The 18404-nt window shown below is 52.0% G+C and carries 15 protein-coding genes; 10 read left to right on the top strand and 5 right to left on the bottom strand.

Features of this window, described 5'->3' with window-relative positions; genetic code table 11:
* Nucleotides 1–7: 7 nt before the first annotated feature.
* Complete coding sequence (locus PMPD1_RS21755; RefSeq protein ID WP_173636001.1) at nucleotides 8–1531, bottom strand: YifB family Mg chelatase-like AAA ATPase; 1524 nt, start codon at nucleotides 1529–1531, stop codon at nucleotides 8–10.
* A gap of 336 nt (nucleotides 1532–1867) precedes the next feature.
* Here PMPD1_RS21755 and ilvL point away from each other — a divergent pair, with 336 nt between their 5' ends.
* From ilvL to ilvA, 6 genes are all read left to right on the top strand, one after another.
* Entirely contained in the window at nucleotides 1868–1966 is a 99-nt protein-coding gene (gene ilvL / locus PMPD1_RS21750) for an ilv operon leader peptide (protein WP_173636000.1), read from the top strand.
* Between the two features lie 149 nt (nucleotides 1967–2115).
* Entirely contained in the window at nucleotides 2116–3762 is a 1647-nt protein-coding gene (ilvG, locus tag PMPD1_RS21745; RefSeq protein ID WP_173635999.1) for an acetolactate synthase 2 catalytic subunit, read from the top strand.
* Nucleotides 3759–4016 (top strand): acetolactate synthase 2 small subunit, encoded by a 258-nt coding sequence (gene ilvM / locus PMPD1_RS21740; RefSeq protein ID WP_173635998.1) that lies wholly within the window; start codon nucleotides 3759–3761, stop codon nucleotides 4014–4016. The genes ilvG and ilvM overlap by 4 nt, the downstream gene beginning before the upstream one ends.
* An 18-nt stretch (nucleotides 4017–4034) precedes the next feature.
* Nucleotides 4035–4964 carry a branched-chain amino acid transaminase gene (locus tag PMPD1_RS21735; RefSeq protein ID WP_173635997.1) on the top strand — a complete coding sequence of 310 codons (930 nt, stop codon included), beginning with the start codon at nucleotides 4035–4037 and terminating at the stop codon, nucleotides 4962–4964.
* Nucleotides 4965–5025: 61 nt separating this feature from the next.
* Nucleotides 5026–6876 (top strand): dihydroxy-acid dehydratase, encoded by a 1851-nt coding sequence (gene ilvD / locus PMPD1_RS21730; protein ID WP_173635996.1) that lies wholly within the window; start codon nucleotides 5026–5028, stop codon nucleotides 6874–6876.
* A gap of 2 nt (nucleotides 6877–6878) precedes the next feature.
* Nucleotides 6879–8435, top strand: a complete 1557-nt coding sequence (gene ilvA, locus PMPD1_RS21725; RefSeq protein WP_173635995.1) for a threonine ammonia-lyase, biosynthetic — start codon at nucleotides 6879–6881, stop codon at nucleotides 8433–8435.
* On the opposite strand, the gene ilvY is transcribed toward ilvA, so the two are convergent.
* Complete coding sequence (gene ilvY / locus PMPD1_RS21720; RefSeq protein ID WP_173635994.1) at nucleotides 8427–9308, bottom strand: HTH-type transcriptional activator IlvY; 882 nt, start codon at nucleotides 9306–9308, stop codon at nucleotides 8427–8429. The two genes, ilvA and ilvY, sit on opposite strands and share 9 nt — an antisense overlap.
* A 166-nt stretch (nucleotides 9309–9474) precedes the next feature.
* On the opposite strand from ilvY, the gene ilvC reads away from it, so the two are divergent.
* Nucleotides 9475–10950 carry a ketol-acid reductoisomerase gene (ilvC, locus tag PMPD1_RS21715; protein ID WP_173635993.1) on the top strand — a complete coding sequence of 492 codons (1476 nt, stop codon included), beginning with the start codon at nucleotides 9475–9477 and terminating at the stop codon, nucleotides 10948–10950.
* 66 nt (nucleotides 10951–11016) lie between these two features.
* Here ilvC and ppiC read toward each other — a convergent pair whose 3' ends face one another.
* On the bottom strand, nucleotides 11017–11298 hold the full coding sequence (ppiC, locus tag PMPD1_RS21710) for a peptidylprolyl isomerase PpiC (RefSeq protein ID WP_173635992.1): 282 nt from the start codon (nucleotides 11296–11298) through the stop codon (nucleotides 11017–11019).
* 82 nt (nucleotides 11299–11380) lie between these two features.
* On the opposite strand from ppiC, the gene rep reads away from it, so the two are divergent.
* Nucleotides 11381–13405, top strand: coding sequence for a DNA helicase Rep (gene rep, locus PMPD1_RS21705; protein WP_173635991.1), 2025 nt, complete (start codon nucleotides 11381–11383; stop codon nucleotides 13403–13405).
* A 26-nt stretch (nucleotides 13406–13431) separates the two neighbouring features.
* Here rep and gppA read toward each other — a convergent pair whose 3' ends face one another.
* Nucleotides 13432–14916, bottom strand: a complete 1485-nt coding sequence (gene gppA, locus PMPD1_RS21700; protein ID WP_173635990.1) for a guanosine-5'-triphosphate,3'-diphosphate diphosphatase — start codon at nucleotides 14914–14916, stop codon at nucleotides 13432–13434.
* A 7-nt stretch (nucleotides 14917–14923) separates the two neighbouring features.
* Nucleotides 14924–16216, bottom strand: coding sequence for an ATP-dependent RNA helicase RhlB (rhlB, locus tag PMPD1_RS21695; protein ID WP_173635989.1), 1293 nt, complete (start codon nucleotides 16214–16216; stop codon nucleotides 14924–14926).
* Nucleotides 16217–16333: 117 nt separating this feature from the next.
* Between rhlB and trxA the strand changes: the two genes are divergently transcribed.
* A complete protein-coding gene (gene trxA, locus PMPD1_RS21690) occupies nucleotides 16334–16666 on the top strand; it encodes a thioredoxin TrxA (protein ID WP_173635988.1) in 333 nt (110 codons plus the stop codon).
* A 363-nt stretch (nucleotides 16667–17029) separates the two neighbouring features.
* The gene (gene rho / locus PMPD1_RS21685; protein ID WP_038628983.1) at nucleotides 17030–18289 is read left to right on the top strand and encodes a transcription termination factor Rho; all 1260 of its coding nucleotides are present in this window, start codon (nucleotides 17030–17032) and stop codon (nucleotides 18287–18289) included.
* Nucleotides 18290–18404 lie beyond the last annotated feature (115 nt).

The following is an 18404-nucleotide window of genomic DNA, read 5'->3' as shown; positions in this document are numbered from 1 at the left end:
CCCATTTTTATGCCAGATTCTTATGCAAGTACACTAGCATGCGATCAATCCCGCGATAGCTAAGCGCTTCCTGCAAATGCAACCGGTTAATCTCATCTTCTCCCGCTAAATCCGCAATCGTTCTTGCGACTTTAAGTATGCGCTGCCAGGCGCGAACTGAAAGTTCCAGAGAATTCAATACCGCCTCCAGCCACTGCGCATCTTCAGGTGAAATGTTACACCACCGCTGGATCTCGCTGTTACTTAAGCGGGCATTGATTTTTCCACTGCGTGCCAGTTGCTTCTCTCGTGCCACCACCACCCGTTGTTGTACGACACGGCTCGATTCCCCCCGTTGCGATTGATTACTCAGCGTGCCGGGCGGCAGCAGAGGAATTTCCAGAGAAATATCGAAACGATCGAGAAAGGGGCCTGACAGTCGGCTAAGGTAGCGCAGTGTTTGCTGTGGTGAACTGCGATTATGATGACCCTGATAGTGCCCGGTTGGGCTTGGATTCATGGCGGCAATGAGTTGAAATTGCGCCGGCCAAGTCACCTTCGCTCGGGTTCGCGAAATTGATATTTCGCCAGATTCAATCGGCTCACGCAGCGCATCCAACGTTCGTCGTTCAAACTCGGGCAACTCATCGAGAAAAAGGACACCATTATGTGCGAGGGAGATCTCGCCGGGGCGAGGCAGACTCCCTCCGCCGATCAACGCAAAGGAAGTTGCGCTATGATGTGGAGCCCTAAAAGGACGTTGTCGCCAGGGAGACTGTCGAGAGGGAGTTGTATGCGAGAGGCTGGCAATAGCCGCACACTCTAACGCTTCCCGATCGGTTAACGGCGGCATCAACCCGCGCAGACGCAGGGCGAGCATTGTTTTACCGGTACCCGGTGGCCCGATGAGCAAAAGATTATGCCCTCCTGCCGCCGTCACCTCCAGCGCGCGTTTCCCTTGCTCCTGGCCAATAATATCACTCAATTCCTCGCAGGATTGCGAAGCGACTTCCTGCTCTGCAACCGCCGCTGAAAGCGTAGTTTTATCCTGTAAAAAGGCGCAGACGTCCAGCAAATGTCTGGCGACCAGACTTTCTCCGTCACGAATCAGCCCTACATCACCCGCATTATCCTGTGCGAGGATAAGTTGCCGCCCGGCTTGTAAAGCGGCCATGGCGGCCGGGATAGCGCCCTCTACGCCACGTAACGCACCGGTCAATGCTAACTCACCTATCAACTCATAACGCCCCAGTTTATCGTCGGGAATTTGTTCTGACGCCGTCAAAATCGCAATAGCGATGGGAAGATCGTAGCGTCCGCCTTCTTTAGGCAAGTCTGCGGGGGCGAGATTGACCGTGATACGTTTAGCCGGAAAAGAAAAACCGCTGTTAATGATCGCGCTACGCACACGCTCACGAGCTTCTTTGACTGTAGTCTCCGGGAGCCCGACCAGTGAGAACGTAGGCAAACCCTGGCTAATATGAACTTCTACGGTGACGGCGGGCGATTGAACGCCCAACGCCGCACGTGTAAAGACGAGAGATAACGTCATAACCACTCCTTGTTCATTACAGTATCCAACATCAATACGGTGTCACCAGTTCTCCTTTGCCGAATCGCGTGGTATCTCGAAGCTTTTTTCCTTCGCAAAGTTTCATCTTATTATTTTTGTGCTCTTCCTCGAATGAAGACGTTAAGGAGAGATATTCATTACGACGGGTGCGTTATGAATATTATTCAGGTTTTACTTATTCACTGAATAATCATCATTTTTTTCAGCCTGATGGCATCCTTGATAAAAATAAGTGATCAAAAAAGTTGTGTTATAAGCCCTAACTGTGATAACTCTGTAGGCATTACTTCGAACAAACGAAAAATTGAAAAGCCAATGAAAGCCCTTCTATCTGTGATTAGCCTAGTCGTGATTAGCGTGGTGGTGATTATTATCACACCGTGCGGGGCTACGCTTGGAGAAAGAAAGGCTTAAAAATCAAGTCTGAATTCAAAAAAACCCCCGCACCGAAAGGTCCGGGGGTTTTTTTTCGACCAGACATAACAATAGCGAATGACAGAGGAACAAACTATGAACAGTAGCATAAAATACTGTTGTTCCCGGCGAGAGGCAGGAGAATAGCAATGACAGGTGCTCAGTGGGTGGTTCAAGCGTTACGTGCGCAAGGTATTGATACCGTGTTCGGTTATCCTGGTGGCGCAATTATGCCGGTTTACGACGCGCTATATGATGGTGGCGTCGAACACCTACTGTGCCGTCACGAGCAAGGCGCAGCGATGGCCGCTATCGGTTACGCGCGTTCTACCGGGAAAGTTGGCGTCTGTATCGCTACCTCTGGCCCGGGTGCCACTAATCTGATCACCGGTCTTGCTGATGCAATGATGGATTCGGTGCCGGTCGTTGCTATTACCGGTCAGGTCGCATCTCCCTTTATTGGCACCGATGCTTTTCAGGAAATTGATGTTCTGGGGCTGTCGCTGGCCTGCACCAAACACAGTTTTTTGGTCGAATCACTTGAGGCGCTGCCATCGGTGATGGCTGAAGCCTTCGCGATTGCAACATCCGGGCGTCCCGGGCCGGTCTTGGTAGATATTCCTAAGGATATTCAGTTAGCCAATGGGGAGTTGACTCCTCACCTGCTGCCGGTTGAGGAAGTCCCGGAACATCCCCATAGTGGGTTAGAGCAGGCGCGATTGATGGTGGCGCAAGCCCAAAAACCGATTTTGTATGTCGGTGGCGGCGTCGGTATGGCGCAGGCCGTTCCTGCGTTACGTGCGTTTGCCAAAGAAACCGGTATTCCAACCGTCGCAACCTTGAAAGGATTAGGCGCCCCAGATGCAACTGACCCATGCTATTTAGGCATGTTGGGGATGCATGGCACTAAGGCGGCGAATTTTGCCGTTCAGCAATGTGATTTATTGATTGCGGTCGGCGCGCGTTTTGATGATCGCGTCACCGGTAAGCTGGATACCTTTGCTCCTCACGCCAGTGTTATCCATCTGGATATCGACCCGGCAGAACTGCACAAGCTGCGCCGGGCGCACATTGCCTTGCAAGGCGATCTGAACCGTCTGCTGCCAGAAATGTACCAGCCAACGCAAATTAATGCCTGGCGCGAAGAGGTCATGGCCTTAAAAGCGCAGCACGGCTGGCGTTACGATCACCCAGGCGAGGCCATTTATGCGCCATTATTTCTGAAGCAGCTCTCTGAACGAAAAGCGGATAACGCGGTGGTTACCACTGATGTAGGCCAACACCAAATGTGGGCCGCTCAACATATGCGTTTTAGCGCGCCGGAAAATTTCCTCACATCCAGCGGCTTAGGCACCATGGGGTTTGGTTTACCGGCAGCAATTGGCGCGCAAGTCGCACGTCCTGAGGATACGGTTATCTGTGTCTCAGGCGATGGCTCTTTTATGATGAATGTTCAGGAGTTGGGAACCATTAAACGCAAACGCTTACCGGTAAAAATCGTATTACTGGATAACCAGCGCCTGGGGATGGTTCGACAGTGGCAGCAACTGTTTTTCTCAGAACGCTACAGTGAAACAAATCTTTCTGATAATCCCGATTTTATTACGCTGGCCAGCGCATTCGAGATCCCCGGCCAGCGCATCACCCGTAAAGATCAGGTCGACGCCGCATTAGACGCTCTGCTGAACAGCGAAGGGCCTTACATGCTGCATGTTGCTATTGATGAACATGAAAACGTCTGGCCGCTGGTACCGCCCGGTGCCAGTAACGCTCATATGATGGAGAAAACCTCATGAATCAGCACCAATTGTCTATTGAAGCGCGCTTCCGACCTGAAATATTAGAACGCATTTTACGTGTGGTACGCCACCGTGGGTTCCAGGTTTGTTCAATGAACATGGCATCGGTAGCCAATGCCGACAATATAAATATTGAAATGACCGTTGCCAGCCAACGCTCAGTCGATTTACTGTCAACGCAGTTAAGCAAATTAATGGACGTTGCATGCGTCCAGATCCAAGCACAGACATCACAACAAATCCGCGCATAGTCGCGAAAGGAAATAAGAATGACGACGAAGAAAGCAGACTACATTTGGTTCAATGGCGAGATGGTTAAGTGGGAAGAGGCAAAAGTTAGCGTCATGTCCCACGCGCTGCACTACGGTACTTCGGTTTTCGAAGGCGTCCGTTGCTACGACTCGCACAAAGGTCCGGTAGTCTTCCGCCATCGTGAACATATGCAACGCCTGCGTGACTCTGCAAAAATTTATCGCTTCCCGGTGAGCTACAGCGTGGATGAATTGATGGAAGCCTGTCGTTCGACGCTGCGTAAAAACAATCTAAAAAGCGCGTATATCCGCCCGCTGGTCTTTGTTGGTGATGTTGGGCTCGGCGTTAATCCGCCGGATGGCTACAACACTGATGTGATTATCGCCGCCTTCCCATGGGGAGCCTATCTTGGCGCCGAAGCGCTGGAGCAAGGTATCGACGCGATGGTTTCTTCCTGGAACCGTGTGGCGCCAAACACGCTACCGACTGCGGCAAAAGCGGGCGGTAACTATCTCTCCTCCTTGTTAGTGGGTAGCGAAGCACGCCGTCATGGTTATCAAGAAGGTATCGCGCTGGATACGCAGGGCTACATCTCCGAGGGAGCCGGTGAGAACCTGTTCGAAGTGAAAGATGGCATTCTGTTCACGCCGCCATTTACTTCTTCAGCATTGCCGGGCATCACCCGCGACGCGATTATCAAACTGGCGCAAGATCTGGGGATTGAAGTGCGTGAGCAAGTGCTATCACGCGAGTCACTCTACCTGGCGGATGAGGTATTTATGTCGGGTACCGCGGCGGAAATCACCCCGGTTCGCAGCGTCGACGGTATTCAGGTTGGCGCGGGCAAATGTGGCCCGGTCACCAAACGTATTCAGCAAGCTTTCTTCGGCTTATTCACCGGCGAGACCGAAGATAAATGGGGCTGGCTGGATCCGGTAAATCCATAAAAACATTCTAAGCGGGCGTCGAATGAAGCCCGCACACTTATTCAAACTGGAGTAACCGAGCATGCCTAAGTACCGTTCTGCCACCACCACGCATGGCCGTAATATGGCCGGAGCCCGTGCGCTGTGGCGCGCGACAGGAATGACCGACGATGATTTTGGCAAACCGATTATCGCCGTCGTTAACTCCTTTACCCAATTCGTTCCGGGGCACGTTCACCTGCGTGACTTGGGAAAACTGGTCGCTGAGCAAATTGAAGCCTCTGGCGGCGTTGCGAAAGAGTTCAACACCATTGCCGTGGATGACGGTATCGCGATGGGCCATGGCGGTATGCTGTATTCCCTGCCGTCGCGTGAACTGATCGCCGATTCGGTCGAGTACATGGTAAATGCCCACTGTGCCGATGCGATGGTTTGCATTTCCAACTGTGACAAAATCACCCCGGGTATGCTGATGGCGGCGCTGCGCCTAAACATTCCGGTTATTTTTGTGTCCGGCGGCCCGATGGAAGCCGGTAAGACCAAACTTTCCGATAAAATTATCAAGTTGGATTTAGTTGACGCCATGATTCAGGGGGCGAACCCCAATGTCAGCGATGCGGACAGCGAACAAATTGAGCGCTCTGCCTGCCCAACTTGCGGCTCCTGTTCCGGGATGTTTACTGCCAACTCAATGAACTGCCTGACCGAGGCGCTCGGTTTATCGCAGCCGGGTAACGGCTCACTGTTAGCGACCCACGCCGATCGTAAGGATCTGTTCATCAACGCGGGTAAGCGCATTGTTGGCCTGACCAAGCGTTACTACGAACAGGATGATGAAAGCGCCCTGCCGCGCAATATTGCCAACAAAGCCGCGTTTGAGAATGCGATGACGCTGGATATCGCCATGGGGGGATCGACGAATACGGTTCTGCACCTGTTGGCTGCTGCGCAAGAAGGCGAAGTGGACTTCAATATTTCCGATATCGATCGCCTGTCTCGTGAAGTGCCGCATCTCTGTAAGGTGGCGCCAAGCACGCAAAAATATCATATGGAAGATGTGCATCGTGCTGGTGGCGTCATCGGTATTCTCGGCGAGTTGGATCGTGCGGGTCTAATGCATAGCAATGTTCGTAACATTCTCGGTCAAAGCCTGCGTGAAACTCTGGATCAGTACGACATTATGCTGACCAAAGATGAGGCGGTGAAAAAGATGTTCCGCGCTGGTCCGGCAGGTATCCGTACCACCCAGGCGTTTTCACAAGATTGTCGTTGGGACACGCTGGATGATGATCGGCAAGACGGTTGTATCCGCTCGCGCGAATTCGCCTTCAGCCAAGACGGTGGCCTGGCGGTGCTGTACGGCAACCTGGCGGAAGACGGCTGTATTGTTAAAACCGCAGGCGTGGATAAAGAGAGTCTGACTTTCCGTGGTCCGGCCAAAGTTTACGAAAGCCAGGAAGATGCGGTTGAAGCGATTCTCGGCGGTAAAGTGGTGGCTGGTGACGTGGTGGTGATTCGTTATGAAGGGCCGAAAGGTGGGCCGGGCATGCAAGAAATGCTCTATCCGACTACTTATCTGAAATCAATGGGCCTTGGTAAAAGCTGTGCATTGATTACCGATGGTCGTTTCTCCGGCGGTACCTCGGGGTTATCTATCGGGCATGCTTCGCCGGAAGCAGGAAGCGGCGGCACCATCGCATTGGTGAAAGATGGCGATATGATCGATATCGATATTCCGAACCGCGGCATCAAACTTGACGTGCCGGATAACGAACTGCATGCGCGCCGTGAAGCCGAAGAGGCGCGTGGCGAAGCTGCTTATACGCCGCACGCTCGTCAGCGTCAGGTTTCCTTCGCGTTGCGTGCTTACGCTTCACTGGCGACCAGCGCGGATAAAGGCGCGGTACGTGATAAGAGTAAGCTGGGAGGCTAACTATGGCTGAGTCTCAACCGCTACCCGATGCACCGTGCGGCGCAGAATATCTGCGCGCGGTGCTGCGTTCCCCAGTATATGAAGTGGCGCAAGTGACGCCACTCCAGAAAATGGAAAAAATTTCATCGCGGCTCGGCAATACCATTTTGGTAAAGCGTGAGGATCGTCAGCCCGTGCACAGTTTCAAACTGCGTGGCGCTTACGCGATGATCGCCGGGTTGAACGAAGAGCAAAAAGCGCGCGGCGTCGTTACTGCATCGGCGGGAAATCACGCTCAGGGCGTGGCGCTATCGGCCAGCAAACTGGGGATTAAGTCTCTAATTGTGATGCCGGTGACGACTGCGGATATCAAGGTTGATGCTGTGCGGGCGTTTGGCGGTGAGGCTTATCTGTTTGGCGCCAACTTTGACGAAGCCAAAGCGAAGGCCATCGAACTGGCGGAACAGCAGGGATATACCTTTGTTCCGCCGTTCGACCACCCGGCGGTGATCGCCGGACAAGGGACGCTAGCGATGGAGCTTTTACAGCAGGATGCACATATTGATCGAGTGTTTGTTCCGGTCGGCGGCGGCGGCCTGGCCGCCGGTGTGGCGGTGTTAATTAAACAGTTAATGCCACAAATTAAAGTCATTGCGGTTGAAGCGGAAGATTCAGCATGCCTGAAGGCGGCGCTGGATGCCGGGCAGCCGGTGGATTTGCCGCGTGTGGGGTTGTTCGCCGAAGGTGTAGCGGTGAAACGTATCGGCAATGAGACGTTTCGTTTATGTCAGGAATACCTTGATGACATCGTAACCGTCGATAGCGACGCGATTTGCGCGGCGATGAAAGATCTGTTCGAAGATGTGCGAGCGGTTGCCGAACCCTCTGGCGCGCTGGCGCTGGCGGGGATGAAAAAATACATTCAGCAGCATGACATCAAAGGTGAGCGGCTGGCGCATATCTTATCCGGCGCCAATGTTAACTTCCATGGTCTGCGCTACGTGTCCGAGCGCTGTGAGCTGGGAGAACAACGTGAAGCGCTGCTGGCGGTCACCATTCCGGAACAACAAGGCAGTTTTTTGAAGTTTTGTCAGATCCTTGGCGGGCGGGCGGTCACGGAGTTTAACTATCGCTATGCTGATGCCGACAATGCCTGCATTTTTGTCGGCGTTCGTTTAACGCGCGGTCTTGAGGAGCGTGCTGAGATCATCGCGCAGTTAACCGGCGACGGCTACAAGGTTGTTGACCTTTCCGATGATGAGATGGCTAAACTCCATGTGCGTTACATGGTGGGTGGGCGGCCCTCAAAGCCATTGCGAGAGCGATTATTCAGCTTTGAATTCCCGGAAGCGCCAGGCGCGTTGCTGAAGTTCTTACAAACGCTCGGGACGCATTGGAACATTTCGCTGTTCCATTACCGCAGCCATGGTACTGATTATGGCCGTGTGTTGGCTGCATTTGAGCTCGGTGATAATGAGCCGCGGTTTGAAGAGCACCTAACCGATTTGGGTTATGATTTCCACGATGAAACCTGTAACCCGGCGTTTCGTTTTTTCCTCGCCGGTCAGTCATTACAGTAATTGCCAGAAAGCATCAATCAGCGGCTCATTGAGCCGCTTTTTCTGCACGCAAACTCCGAGTTCAAAGGGCGCGCCGGGTTCCGCATTATCCAGCACTAACACGCGATTGCGCACCGGTTCCGGGCTATTCTCCAGCACGATATCAGGCAGTAACGCTACCCCACAGCCTAGCGCGACCATCGAAACCATCGCTTCATGTCCGCCTACCGTGGCGTAAATCAATGGGTTAACGATGCGATGCCGACGAAACCAAGCGTCAATGCGTCGTCTTACCGGCCCTTGCTCTGGGAGGATAAAAGGGGTCTGTGCCCAGTCGGGCTGTGCTTCCGTTGCCTGAGAGCGCACCGGGCAGGGGAGCGCGGGGGCGATCAGGATTAATGAAATGTGCCCGAGCGAAGCGAAATCAATGCTGGCGGGCAGCGCTTCTGGTCGCCCGGAAATGGCTAAATCAGCCTCTGCGGATTGCACTTTTTCGACAGCATCGGCCGCATCGCCGGTTGTCAGCTTGATTTCAACCAGAGGATGCTCAGCGCGAAAACGGTCCAAAATCGGCGGCAGGTGGCTATAGGCGGCGGTTACCGAACAGAACAGACGGAGTTCGCCGCTGAGTGAAGGGCCATTTTGCCCAATAGCATGACGTAATTGTTGGTACTGCAACAACGTTTGTTGAGCAAACAGGCGCAGGCTCTCACCCGCTTCGGTTAGCGTGACGGTACGGTTATCACGCAGAAATAGGCTTTGACCGAGGTCTTCTTCCAGCCGCTGAATCTGGCGTGACAGCGTGGAAGGGCTGACATGCATGGCACGTGCGGTACGCCCAAAGTGCCGGCTTTCCGCCAAATGAAGAAACAATTTCAAGTCACGTAAATCCATGCGATGCGGGCCTCATTTTTACGTTGCAGTAATTGCAATGTCACGTTGTTAATATATCAATTTAAGCAACGCATTTCCTGTCATATGATGGGGAAAATTCAGGGTAAGGCGAGTCACGCATTTACCGACAGAACAATGGCAAACACAACTTTATAGCGGAGCATCCATGGCTAACTATTTCAACACCTTAAACCTGCGCCAGCAGTTAGCGCAATTAGGTAAATGTCGCTTCATGTCACGCGCGGAATTTGCTGACGAAGCAAGCTACCTGAAAGGTAAAAAAGTCGTCATTGTTGGCTGTGGCGCGCAAGGGCTTAACCAAGGCCTCAATATGCGTGATTCCGGGCTGGATATTGCTTATGCCCTGCGTGCGGAAGCCATTGCAGAGAAACGTGCTTCATGGCGTAAAGCGACAGAAAACGGTTTCAAAGTCGGCACCTATGAAGAGCTGATTCCGCAGGCCGATCTGGTCGTTAACCTGACGCCGGACAAACAGCACTCTTCGGTAGTGAATGCCGTTCAGCCGCTGATGAAAGATGGCGCAGCGCTGGGTTATTCGCACGGTTTTAACATCGTAGAAGTCGGCGAAACCATCCGTAAAGATATTACCGTGGTAATGGTTGCGCCAAAATGTCCCGGCACCGAAGTGCGTGAAGAGTACAAACGTGGTTTTGGTGTTCCGACGCTGATCGCTGTTCACCCGGAAAACGATCCGAAAGGTGAAGGGATGGCGATTGCGAAAGCCTGGGCGGCGGCTACCGGTGGTCATCGTGCTGGCGTGCTGGAATCCTCTTTCGTCGCTGAAGTGAAGTCTGACCTGATGGGTGAGCAAACCATCCTGTGCGGTATGCTGCAGGCCGGTTCACTGCTGTGTTACGACAAGCTGGTGGCTGATGGTACCGATCCGGCTTATGCGGAAAAACTGATTCAGTACGGTTGGGAAACCGTGACCGAAGCGCTGAAGCAGGGCGGCATCACGCTGATGATGGATCGTCTGTCCAACCCGGCGAAACTGCGCGCCTTTGCGCTTTCTGAACAACTGAAAGGGATCATGGCGCCGCTGTTCCAGAAACATATGGATGACATCATTTCCGGTGAGTTCTCTTCCGGTATGATGGCTGACTGGGCGAATGATGATAAGAAATTGCTGACCTGGCGTGAAGAAACGGGCAAAACCGCCTTCGAAACCGCAGCACAGTTCGAAGGGAAAATCGCTGAGCAGGAGTATTTCGATCAAGGCGTGTTGATGATCGCGATGGTAAAAGCTGGCGTTGAACTGGCGTTCGAAACCATGGTGGATGCGGGCATTATCGAAGAGTCCGCTTACTATGAATCCCTGCATGAGCTGCCGCTGATCGCCAATACCATCGCCCGTAAGCGCCTGTATGAGATGAACGTGGTTATTTCTGATACCGCTGAATACGGCAACTATCTGTTCTCTTATGCGGCGGTACCGTTGCTGAAAGAGTTTATGGGTACCTTACAAGCGGGAGATTTAGGTAAACCTGTAGCGGCAACCACCGTGGATAACGCACAACTGCGCGATGTTAACGAAGCTATTCGTCAGCATCCGATCGAAGAAGTGGGCCGTAAACTGCGCGGTTATATGACCGATATGAAACGCATTGCGGTTGCTGGTTAATCTAAAATCGGGCGACAGTTATCGCCCGATAACGCGAGTCGAAAAAGGCGCCTAACGGCGCCTTTTTTAATTACGGTATAACACTTTGATAATGTGGTAACCGAATTGGGTATGCAGTGGGCCATAGGGCTCCAGCAACGGACAAGAGAACACAACTTTGTCAAACGCTGGCACCATCGCGCCCTGCTTAAATTCACCTAAATGACCGCCTTTACGGCCAGAAGGGCAGGTGGAGTGTTTTTTCGCCAGTTTTTCGAAATCGGCGCCCTTTTGCAATTGTTCAAGAATATCGCGCGCTTGTTTCTCTTCCTTAACAAGGATATGCATTGCTGCTGCGGTTTTTGCCATGATGGTACCTTGAGTCGTGTGTATACTGCTGGCTATACTACCACGCTGTTATTCAACCCTCCCTCTTTTCACCGAGTCCGTTATGCGCTTAAACCCGAGTCAACAACACGCCGTCGAATTTGTTACCGGCCCTTGTCTGGTACTGGCGGGCGCGGGCTCTGGTAAGACTCGGGTCATCACCAACAAAATTGCCCACTTAATCCGCGAATGTGGCTATCAGGCGCGTCATATTGCGGCGGTAACCTTTACCAACAAAGCCTCGCGTGAGATGAAGGAGCGCGTCGCGCAAACGTTGGGGCGTAAAGAGGCGCGTGGGTTGATGATTTCCACTTTTCATACGCTCGGTCTGGAAATTATTAAGCGTGAATATGCAGCGTTAGGGATGAAATCTAACTTCTCGCTGTTTGACGATCAGGATCAAATGGCGCTGCTCAAAGATCTAACCGAGCAGTGGCTGGAAAATGACAAAAACCTATTACAACAGTTAGTTTCGACCATTTCTAATTGGAAAAACGATCTGGTCGATCCGTCCGCTGCCGCCGCGCTGGCAGGCTCTGAGCGCGATACGATTTTTGCCCACTGTTACGGGTTGTATGACACGCATTTAAAGTCCTGCAACGTGCTCGATTTCGATGATTTGATTTTATTGCCGACGTTGTTGCTGCAACGCAACCCAGAAGTGCGCGAGCGCTGGCAGCAACGCATTCGTTATTTGCTGGTGGATGAGTATCAAGATACCAACACCAGCCAGTATGAACTGGTGAAACTGCTGGTGGGCGCGCGTGCGCGTTTCACCGTGGTTGGTGATGATGATCAGTCGATTTATTCCTGGCGCGGGGCGCGCCCGCAAAATTTGGTGTTATTGAAAGAGGATTTTCCGGCGCTTCAGGTGATAAAGCTGGAGCAGAACTATCGCTCATCAGAACGTATCCTGAAAGCAGCGAATATATTGATCGCCAACAATCCGCATGTGTTTGAAAAGCGGCTGTTCTCTGAACTGGGTTATGGTGCGGAATTAAAAGTGGTCACCGCCAATCATGAAGATCATGAGGCCGAACGGGTCACTGGCGAGCTTATTGCGCACCATTTTATCAATAAAACCCAGTATAAAGATTATGCCATTCTGTATCGCGGTAACCATCAATCCCGCGTATTTGAAAAAATGCTGATGCAGAACCGTATTCCCTACCGGATCTCTGGCGGCACCTCTTTCTTCTCGCGTCCGGAGATCAAAGATCTGTTGGCGTATCTGCGAGTCTTAACCAACCCTGATGACGATAGCGCCTTTTTACGTATCATTAATACGCCCCGCCGGGAAATTGGACCCGCGACGTTGCAAAAACTGGGCGAATGGGCCAATCAGCGCAATAAGAGCCTGTTTACGGCAAGCTTTGATGTTGGGTTGGGGCAAACGTTGACCGGGCGCGGGTTAGAGAATTTGCAACGTTTTACCGCGTGGTTGCAGGCAGTGGCGCAACAGGCGGAACGCGAGCCGGTTATGGCGGTGCGCGATCTCATTCGTGGCATTGATTATGAAAGCTGGTTGTTTGAAACGTCGCCGAGTCCGAAAGCCGCTGAGATGCGGATGAAAAACGTCAACACGCTATTCCAGTGGATGACGGAAATGCTGGAAGGCAGCGAACTGGATGAACCCATGACGTTAACGCAAGTGGTGACGCGTTTTACCTTGCGTGACATGATGGAGCGCGGTGAAAGCGATGAAGATCTTGATCAGGTTCAATTGATGACGTTGCACGCTTCCAAAGGTCTTGAGTTCCCCTATGTCTATCTGGTCGGTATGGAAGAGGGTCTGTTACCCCATCAAAGCAGTATTGATGAAAACAACGTTGAAGAAGAGCGTCGGCTAGCCTACGTGGGCATCACTCGTGCGCAAAAAGAGCTAACTTTCACCCTATGTCGCGAACGTCGTCAATATGGAGAAATGGTGCGCCCGGAGCCCAGCCGCTTTTTGCTGGAACTGCCACAGGATGATTTACTGTGGGAAACGGAGCGTAAAGTGGTTAGCGCGGAAGAGCGAATGAAGACCGGTCAAAGCCGGGTAGCTGGCTTACGTGCAATGTTGGATAAGGCGAAAAATAATTCGTAGCGTGGTTTCTCGCGCTTATCCAGCCATCAGATAAATGTCAGCGTCCAGTGTGCATAGCTTTGCCACAGGCTCTCTTGCTCCAGCAGTTCAGCCCGCAACGGGTGCGCTTCCAGCCAGCCAGCAGGCAGGGTAATGGTTAGCGTATCATCGTGTGCCAGCAAATGTAGCGCCGGTAACGCATCGTCACAGCGTCGGCTGGCGAAAATAATCGCTAAGCGTAACAAACGGCACATCCGCTCGGCCATGCGCGGTGGAACGGCATTTTGCTGGCTTAATAGCGGAAGATCGATGCTGTTACTCTGGTTTTGCAGCAACGTTGCCAGTAATTTTTTTTGCGCGGGAGTAAAACCGGGCAGGTCGAGATGACGAACTAAATAGGCGGCGTGTTGGGGGGCAAGTTTGAAATCAACGCTGAGGCCGATTTCATGAATCAGGCAAGCACTTTCCAGCAGTTCGCGACATCGTTCATCCAGCGACCATGCCTGATCGACCTGATGAAGAAAGTGTGCCGCTAGCTGACGCACGCGTTCCGCTTGCCCGGCATCAATCGCGAAGCGACGTTGAACATTCTGCAAGGTGCGTTGGCGAATATCGCGATCGCCGGGCAGGTGTAACATGCCGTATACCAGCCCTTCACGAAGCGCGCCGCCGGCTAACGTCATGCTCTCAATATTGAGTTCCTGAAAAATGGCGATCAAAATGGCCAGGCCACTGGGGAAAACCAGCGCACGTTCTAGCGTTAGCCCATCAATCTCCAGTTCTTCCAGCTTACCGCACTGAATTGCGCGTTGTTTCAACTGCTGCAATTTGCTGAGTGTAATACGCTCATCCATGCCTTGCGCCACCATAATTTCCTGTAGCGCTTGCACGGTGCCGGAAGCACCGACGCAAACTTGCCAACCCTGCGCGCGTAGCGCATCGGCAACCGGATGGATAATGGTGCGCGCCGCGCGTTCAGCTTGTTCAAAATTGTCCTGGCCCAAATTACGATCGCTAAAATAACGCTCAAGCCAGGTGACGCAACCCATTGAAAGACTGAATAATTCAGTAGCATGTGCGCCATTGCCGGTGACCAGTTCGGTACTGCCGCCGCCAATATCTACCACTAAACGTTGGTCGGAACCGCCGGTGGTATGCGCCACGCCTTGATAAATTAAACGCGCCTCTTCTTCGCCGCTAATGACATTAATCGGACAGCCCAAAATGGTTTGTGCGTTGCCGAGAAACTCATTGGCATTTGCCGCCAGACGTAACGTCGCGGTGGCAACGACACGAATTTGGTCCGCAGGAATGTCCTGTAACTGCTCCGCAAAGAGTTTCAGACACTGCCAGCCACGCTCCATCGCCTCGATTGAAAGCTGGTTATGGCTATTTAGCCCCGCCGCCAACCGAACTTTGCGCTTAATGCGCGCTATGGTTTGAATACTGCCCGCCACTTCGCGCACCACCAGCATGTGAAAGCTGTTAGAACCTAAATCAATCGCAGCATAAAGAGATGACGCGCTTAGCATGGCAAACTCAACCCGGACGTTTACGGTTGTTGTTACGTGGCGCGCCGCCGCGACGATTAGGATTGCCACCTCGACGCGGGCCGTTACCCGAACGATTACGCGTCAGACGCTTCGGCGGCGGCAAATCATCCATCAATGCTTCGCTGTTGTATTTGCTGACCGGAATATTGTGACCAATATACTCTTCAATAGCGGGCAGGTTCAGCGCGTACTCTTCACAAGCCAGACTGATAGAGTGCCCGCTGGCGCCCGCGCGACCGGTACGACCAATACGGTGTACATAGTCTTCACGATCGTCAGGCAGGTCGTAGTTAAACACGTGCGTTACCGCCGGAATATGCAGGCCACGCGCGGCAACATCGGTCGCCACCAAAATGTCGACATCCCCTTTGGTGAAATCATCAAGAATACGTAGACGTTTTTTCTGCGCCACATCGCCGGTCAGCAAGCCGACGCGATGCCCATCGGCGGCCAAATGGCCCCAGATATCTTCACAGCGGTGTTTAGTATTGGCGAAAATAATTGCGCGATCCGGCCACTCTTCTTCAATCAACGTTTGCAATAAGCGCATTTTCTCTTCATTGGAAGGGTAGAAAAGCTCTTCTTGAATACGATGACCGGTTTTTTGCTCCGGCTCGACTTCAACATATTCCGCATTATTCATATGTTCGAAGGCTAGCTCGCGTACGCGATACGACAACGTTGCGGAAAACAGCATGCTTAAGCGTTGATTGGATGCAGGCATCCGACGGAAAATCCAACGAATATCTTTAATAAAGCCAAGATCAAACATACGGTCGGCTTCATCTAACACCACAACCTGAATGGCGCCAAGGTTAATGTGATTCTGTTTGGCGTAGTCGATCAACCGGCCGGTAGTGCCGATCAGAATATCTACTCCGCTCTCCAGCACTTTTAACTGTTTATCGTAGCCGTCACCGCCGTAGGCTAAGCCAATTTTCAAACCGGTAGCCTGCGCCAAGGGTTCGGCATCAGCGTGAATTTGCACTGCCAGTTCGCGCGTTGGAGCCATAATTAATGCGCGAGGTTGGTTCACCTGGCGGCCTTCCGCCGCAGGGTGAGTAAGAAGATGATGGAACGTTGACGTTAGAAACGCCATCGTTTTACCGGTACCGGTTTGCGCCTGACCTGCTACATCGCGACCAGCGAGCGTAAAAGGTAATGCCAACGCCTGGATAGGCGTACAGTTATGAAACCCTTTCTTTTCAAGGGCTTCAATCACCTGTGGGTGCAGGGCGAAGTCGGAAAACTTCTGTTCGGTTAAGTGTGTTTTGCTCATAGTGTGGTAGAATATCAGCTAACTATTGCTTTACGAAAGCGTATCCGGTGAAATAAAGTCAACCTAAGTTGGCAGATTTTACGCCAACCAGCCAGGCATAATCTTGTGGAGTAAGACATGAGCAGCGATAAAATTATTCACCTGACCGATGACAGCTTCGAAACTAAGGTACTAAAAGCCGAGGGTTTGACGCTGGTAGATTTTTGGGCGGAGTGGTGTGGGCCATGTAAAATGATTGCCCCCATTCTGGACGAAGTCGCTGAAGAATATGACGGTAAGCTGACTATCGCCAAACTGAACATCGATGAAAACCCCGGCACCGCGCCGAAGTACGGCATCCGTGGTATTCCGACGCTGCTGCTGTTTAAAAATGGTGAAGTGGCGGCAACCAAAGTTGGCGCGCTTTCTAAAGGGCAGTTGAAAGAGTTCCTGAACGCCAACCTTGGCTAAGGGTTCTTGCCCTGTCGGCGCTGGCGGTCAATTAATGGTTAATTTTTACCAGACCGCTAGACGCCCGACATTAAGCGTGCTAAGTTACTATCACTGCATTACGAACTTACCTGTAGTTTGTTTCCCTTGTTGAATCGAATCCTGTTGATGTTGCGATTGATACAGCGTTTCAGCAATCTGACGGTTAGCATCACTTTTTTCCGGCATAATGTTCCATCCGTCTTCTCGTTTCCTGATCGGCATTTCCTGCCCAAGATCGTCGAGTGGACCACGGAAACAGTGCCACTAACAGGCATAGAACATTTGCCATACCATTCACGACAAACATTTCGAGATTTACCCCGAGTTTAAGAACCCACCATTATGAATCTTACCGAATTAAAAAATACGCCGGTTTCTGAGCTGATTACTCTCGGCGAAAATATGGGGCTGGAAAACCTGGCGCGTATGCGCAAACAGGACATTATCTTCGCCATCCTTAAACAACATGCGAAAAGCGGCGAAGATATTTTCGGCGATGGCGTGCTGGAAATACTGCAGGATGGATTTGGTTTCCTTCGCTCCGCAGACAGTTCCTACCTCGCCGGCCCTGATGACATCTACGTTTCCCCCAGCCAAATTCGTCGCTTTAACCTCCGTACGGGTGACACCATTTCAGGTAAAATCCGTCCGCCGAAAGAGGGCGAGCGTTACTTTGCCCTGCTGAAAGTTAATGAAGTTAACTATGACAAGCCAGAGAACGCGCGTAGTAAGATTCTGTTCGAAAACTTAACGCCGTTGCACGCAAATTCACGTCTGCGTATGGAACGGGGTAACGGTTCAACTGAAGATTTAACCGCGCGCGTACTGGATCTGGCGTCGCCGATTGGTCGCGGCCAGCGTGGGCTGATTGTTGCTCCGCCGAAAGCCGGTAAAACCATGCTGCTGCAAAATATTGCGCAGAGCATCGCATATAACCATCCTGACTGCGTATTGATGGTGTTGCTGATTGACGAACGTCCGGAAGAAGTAACCGAGATGCAGCGTCTGGTGAAAGGTGAAGTTGTGGCTTCTACCTTTGATGAGCCCGCATCACGTCACGTGCAGGTGGCGGAGATGGTAATCGAGAAAGCAAAACGTCTGGTCGAACACAAGAAAGACGTCATCATCCTGCTTGATTCTATTACCCGTTTGGCGCGTGCCTACAACACCGTCGTACCGGCATCCGGTAAAGTATTGACCGGTGGTGTGGATGCGAACGCCTTACACCGTCCAAAACGCTTCTTTGGCGCCGCGCGTAACGTGGAAGAGGGCGGTAGCCTGACCATTATCGCAACCGCGTTGGTTGATACCGGTTCGAAAATGGATGAAGTTATCTATGAAGAATTTAAAGGGACCGGCAACATGGAGTTGCACCTGGCGCGTAAGATCGCTGAAAAACGCGTTTTCCCGGCGATTGATTACAACCGTTCTGGTACCCGTAAAGAAGAGTTGCTGACCTCGCAGGAAGAGCTGCAGAAAATGTGGATTCTGCGTAAGATTATTCACCCAATGGGCGAAATCGATGCGATGGAGTTCCTCATCAATAAATTGGCGATGACCAAAACCAATGATGAGTTCTTTGATATGATGAAACGCTCATAATCTGAGCACATAACCGGTCGGTTGTGATTTAATCGTCTGACAAAGCAAGAAAACTCGGGTAACGCCACGCTTAGACGTGGCGTTTTTCGTTTTCGGGCTATACGATTAATGAGTT

Origin of the sequence: Paramixta manurensis, assembly GCF_013285385.1 — a bacterium.
Taxonomy (GTDB): domain Bacteria; phylum Pseudomonadota; class Gammaproteobacteria; order Enterobacterales; family Enterobacteriaceae; genus Paramixta; species Paramixta manurensis.
The sequence above is the reverse complement of the archived record's forward strand: the minus strand, read 5'-3'. Positions and strand labels throughout refer to the sequence as shown.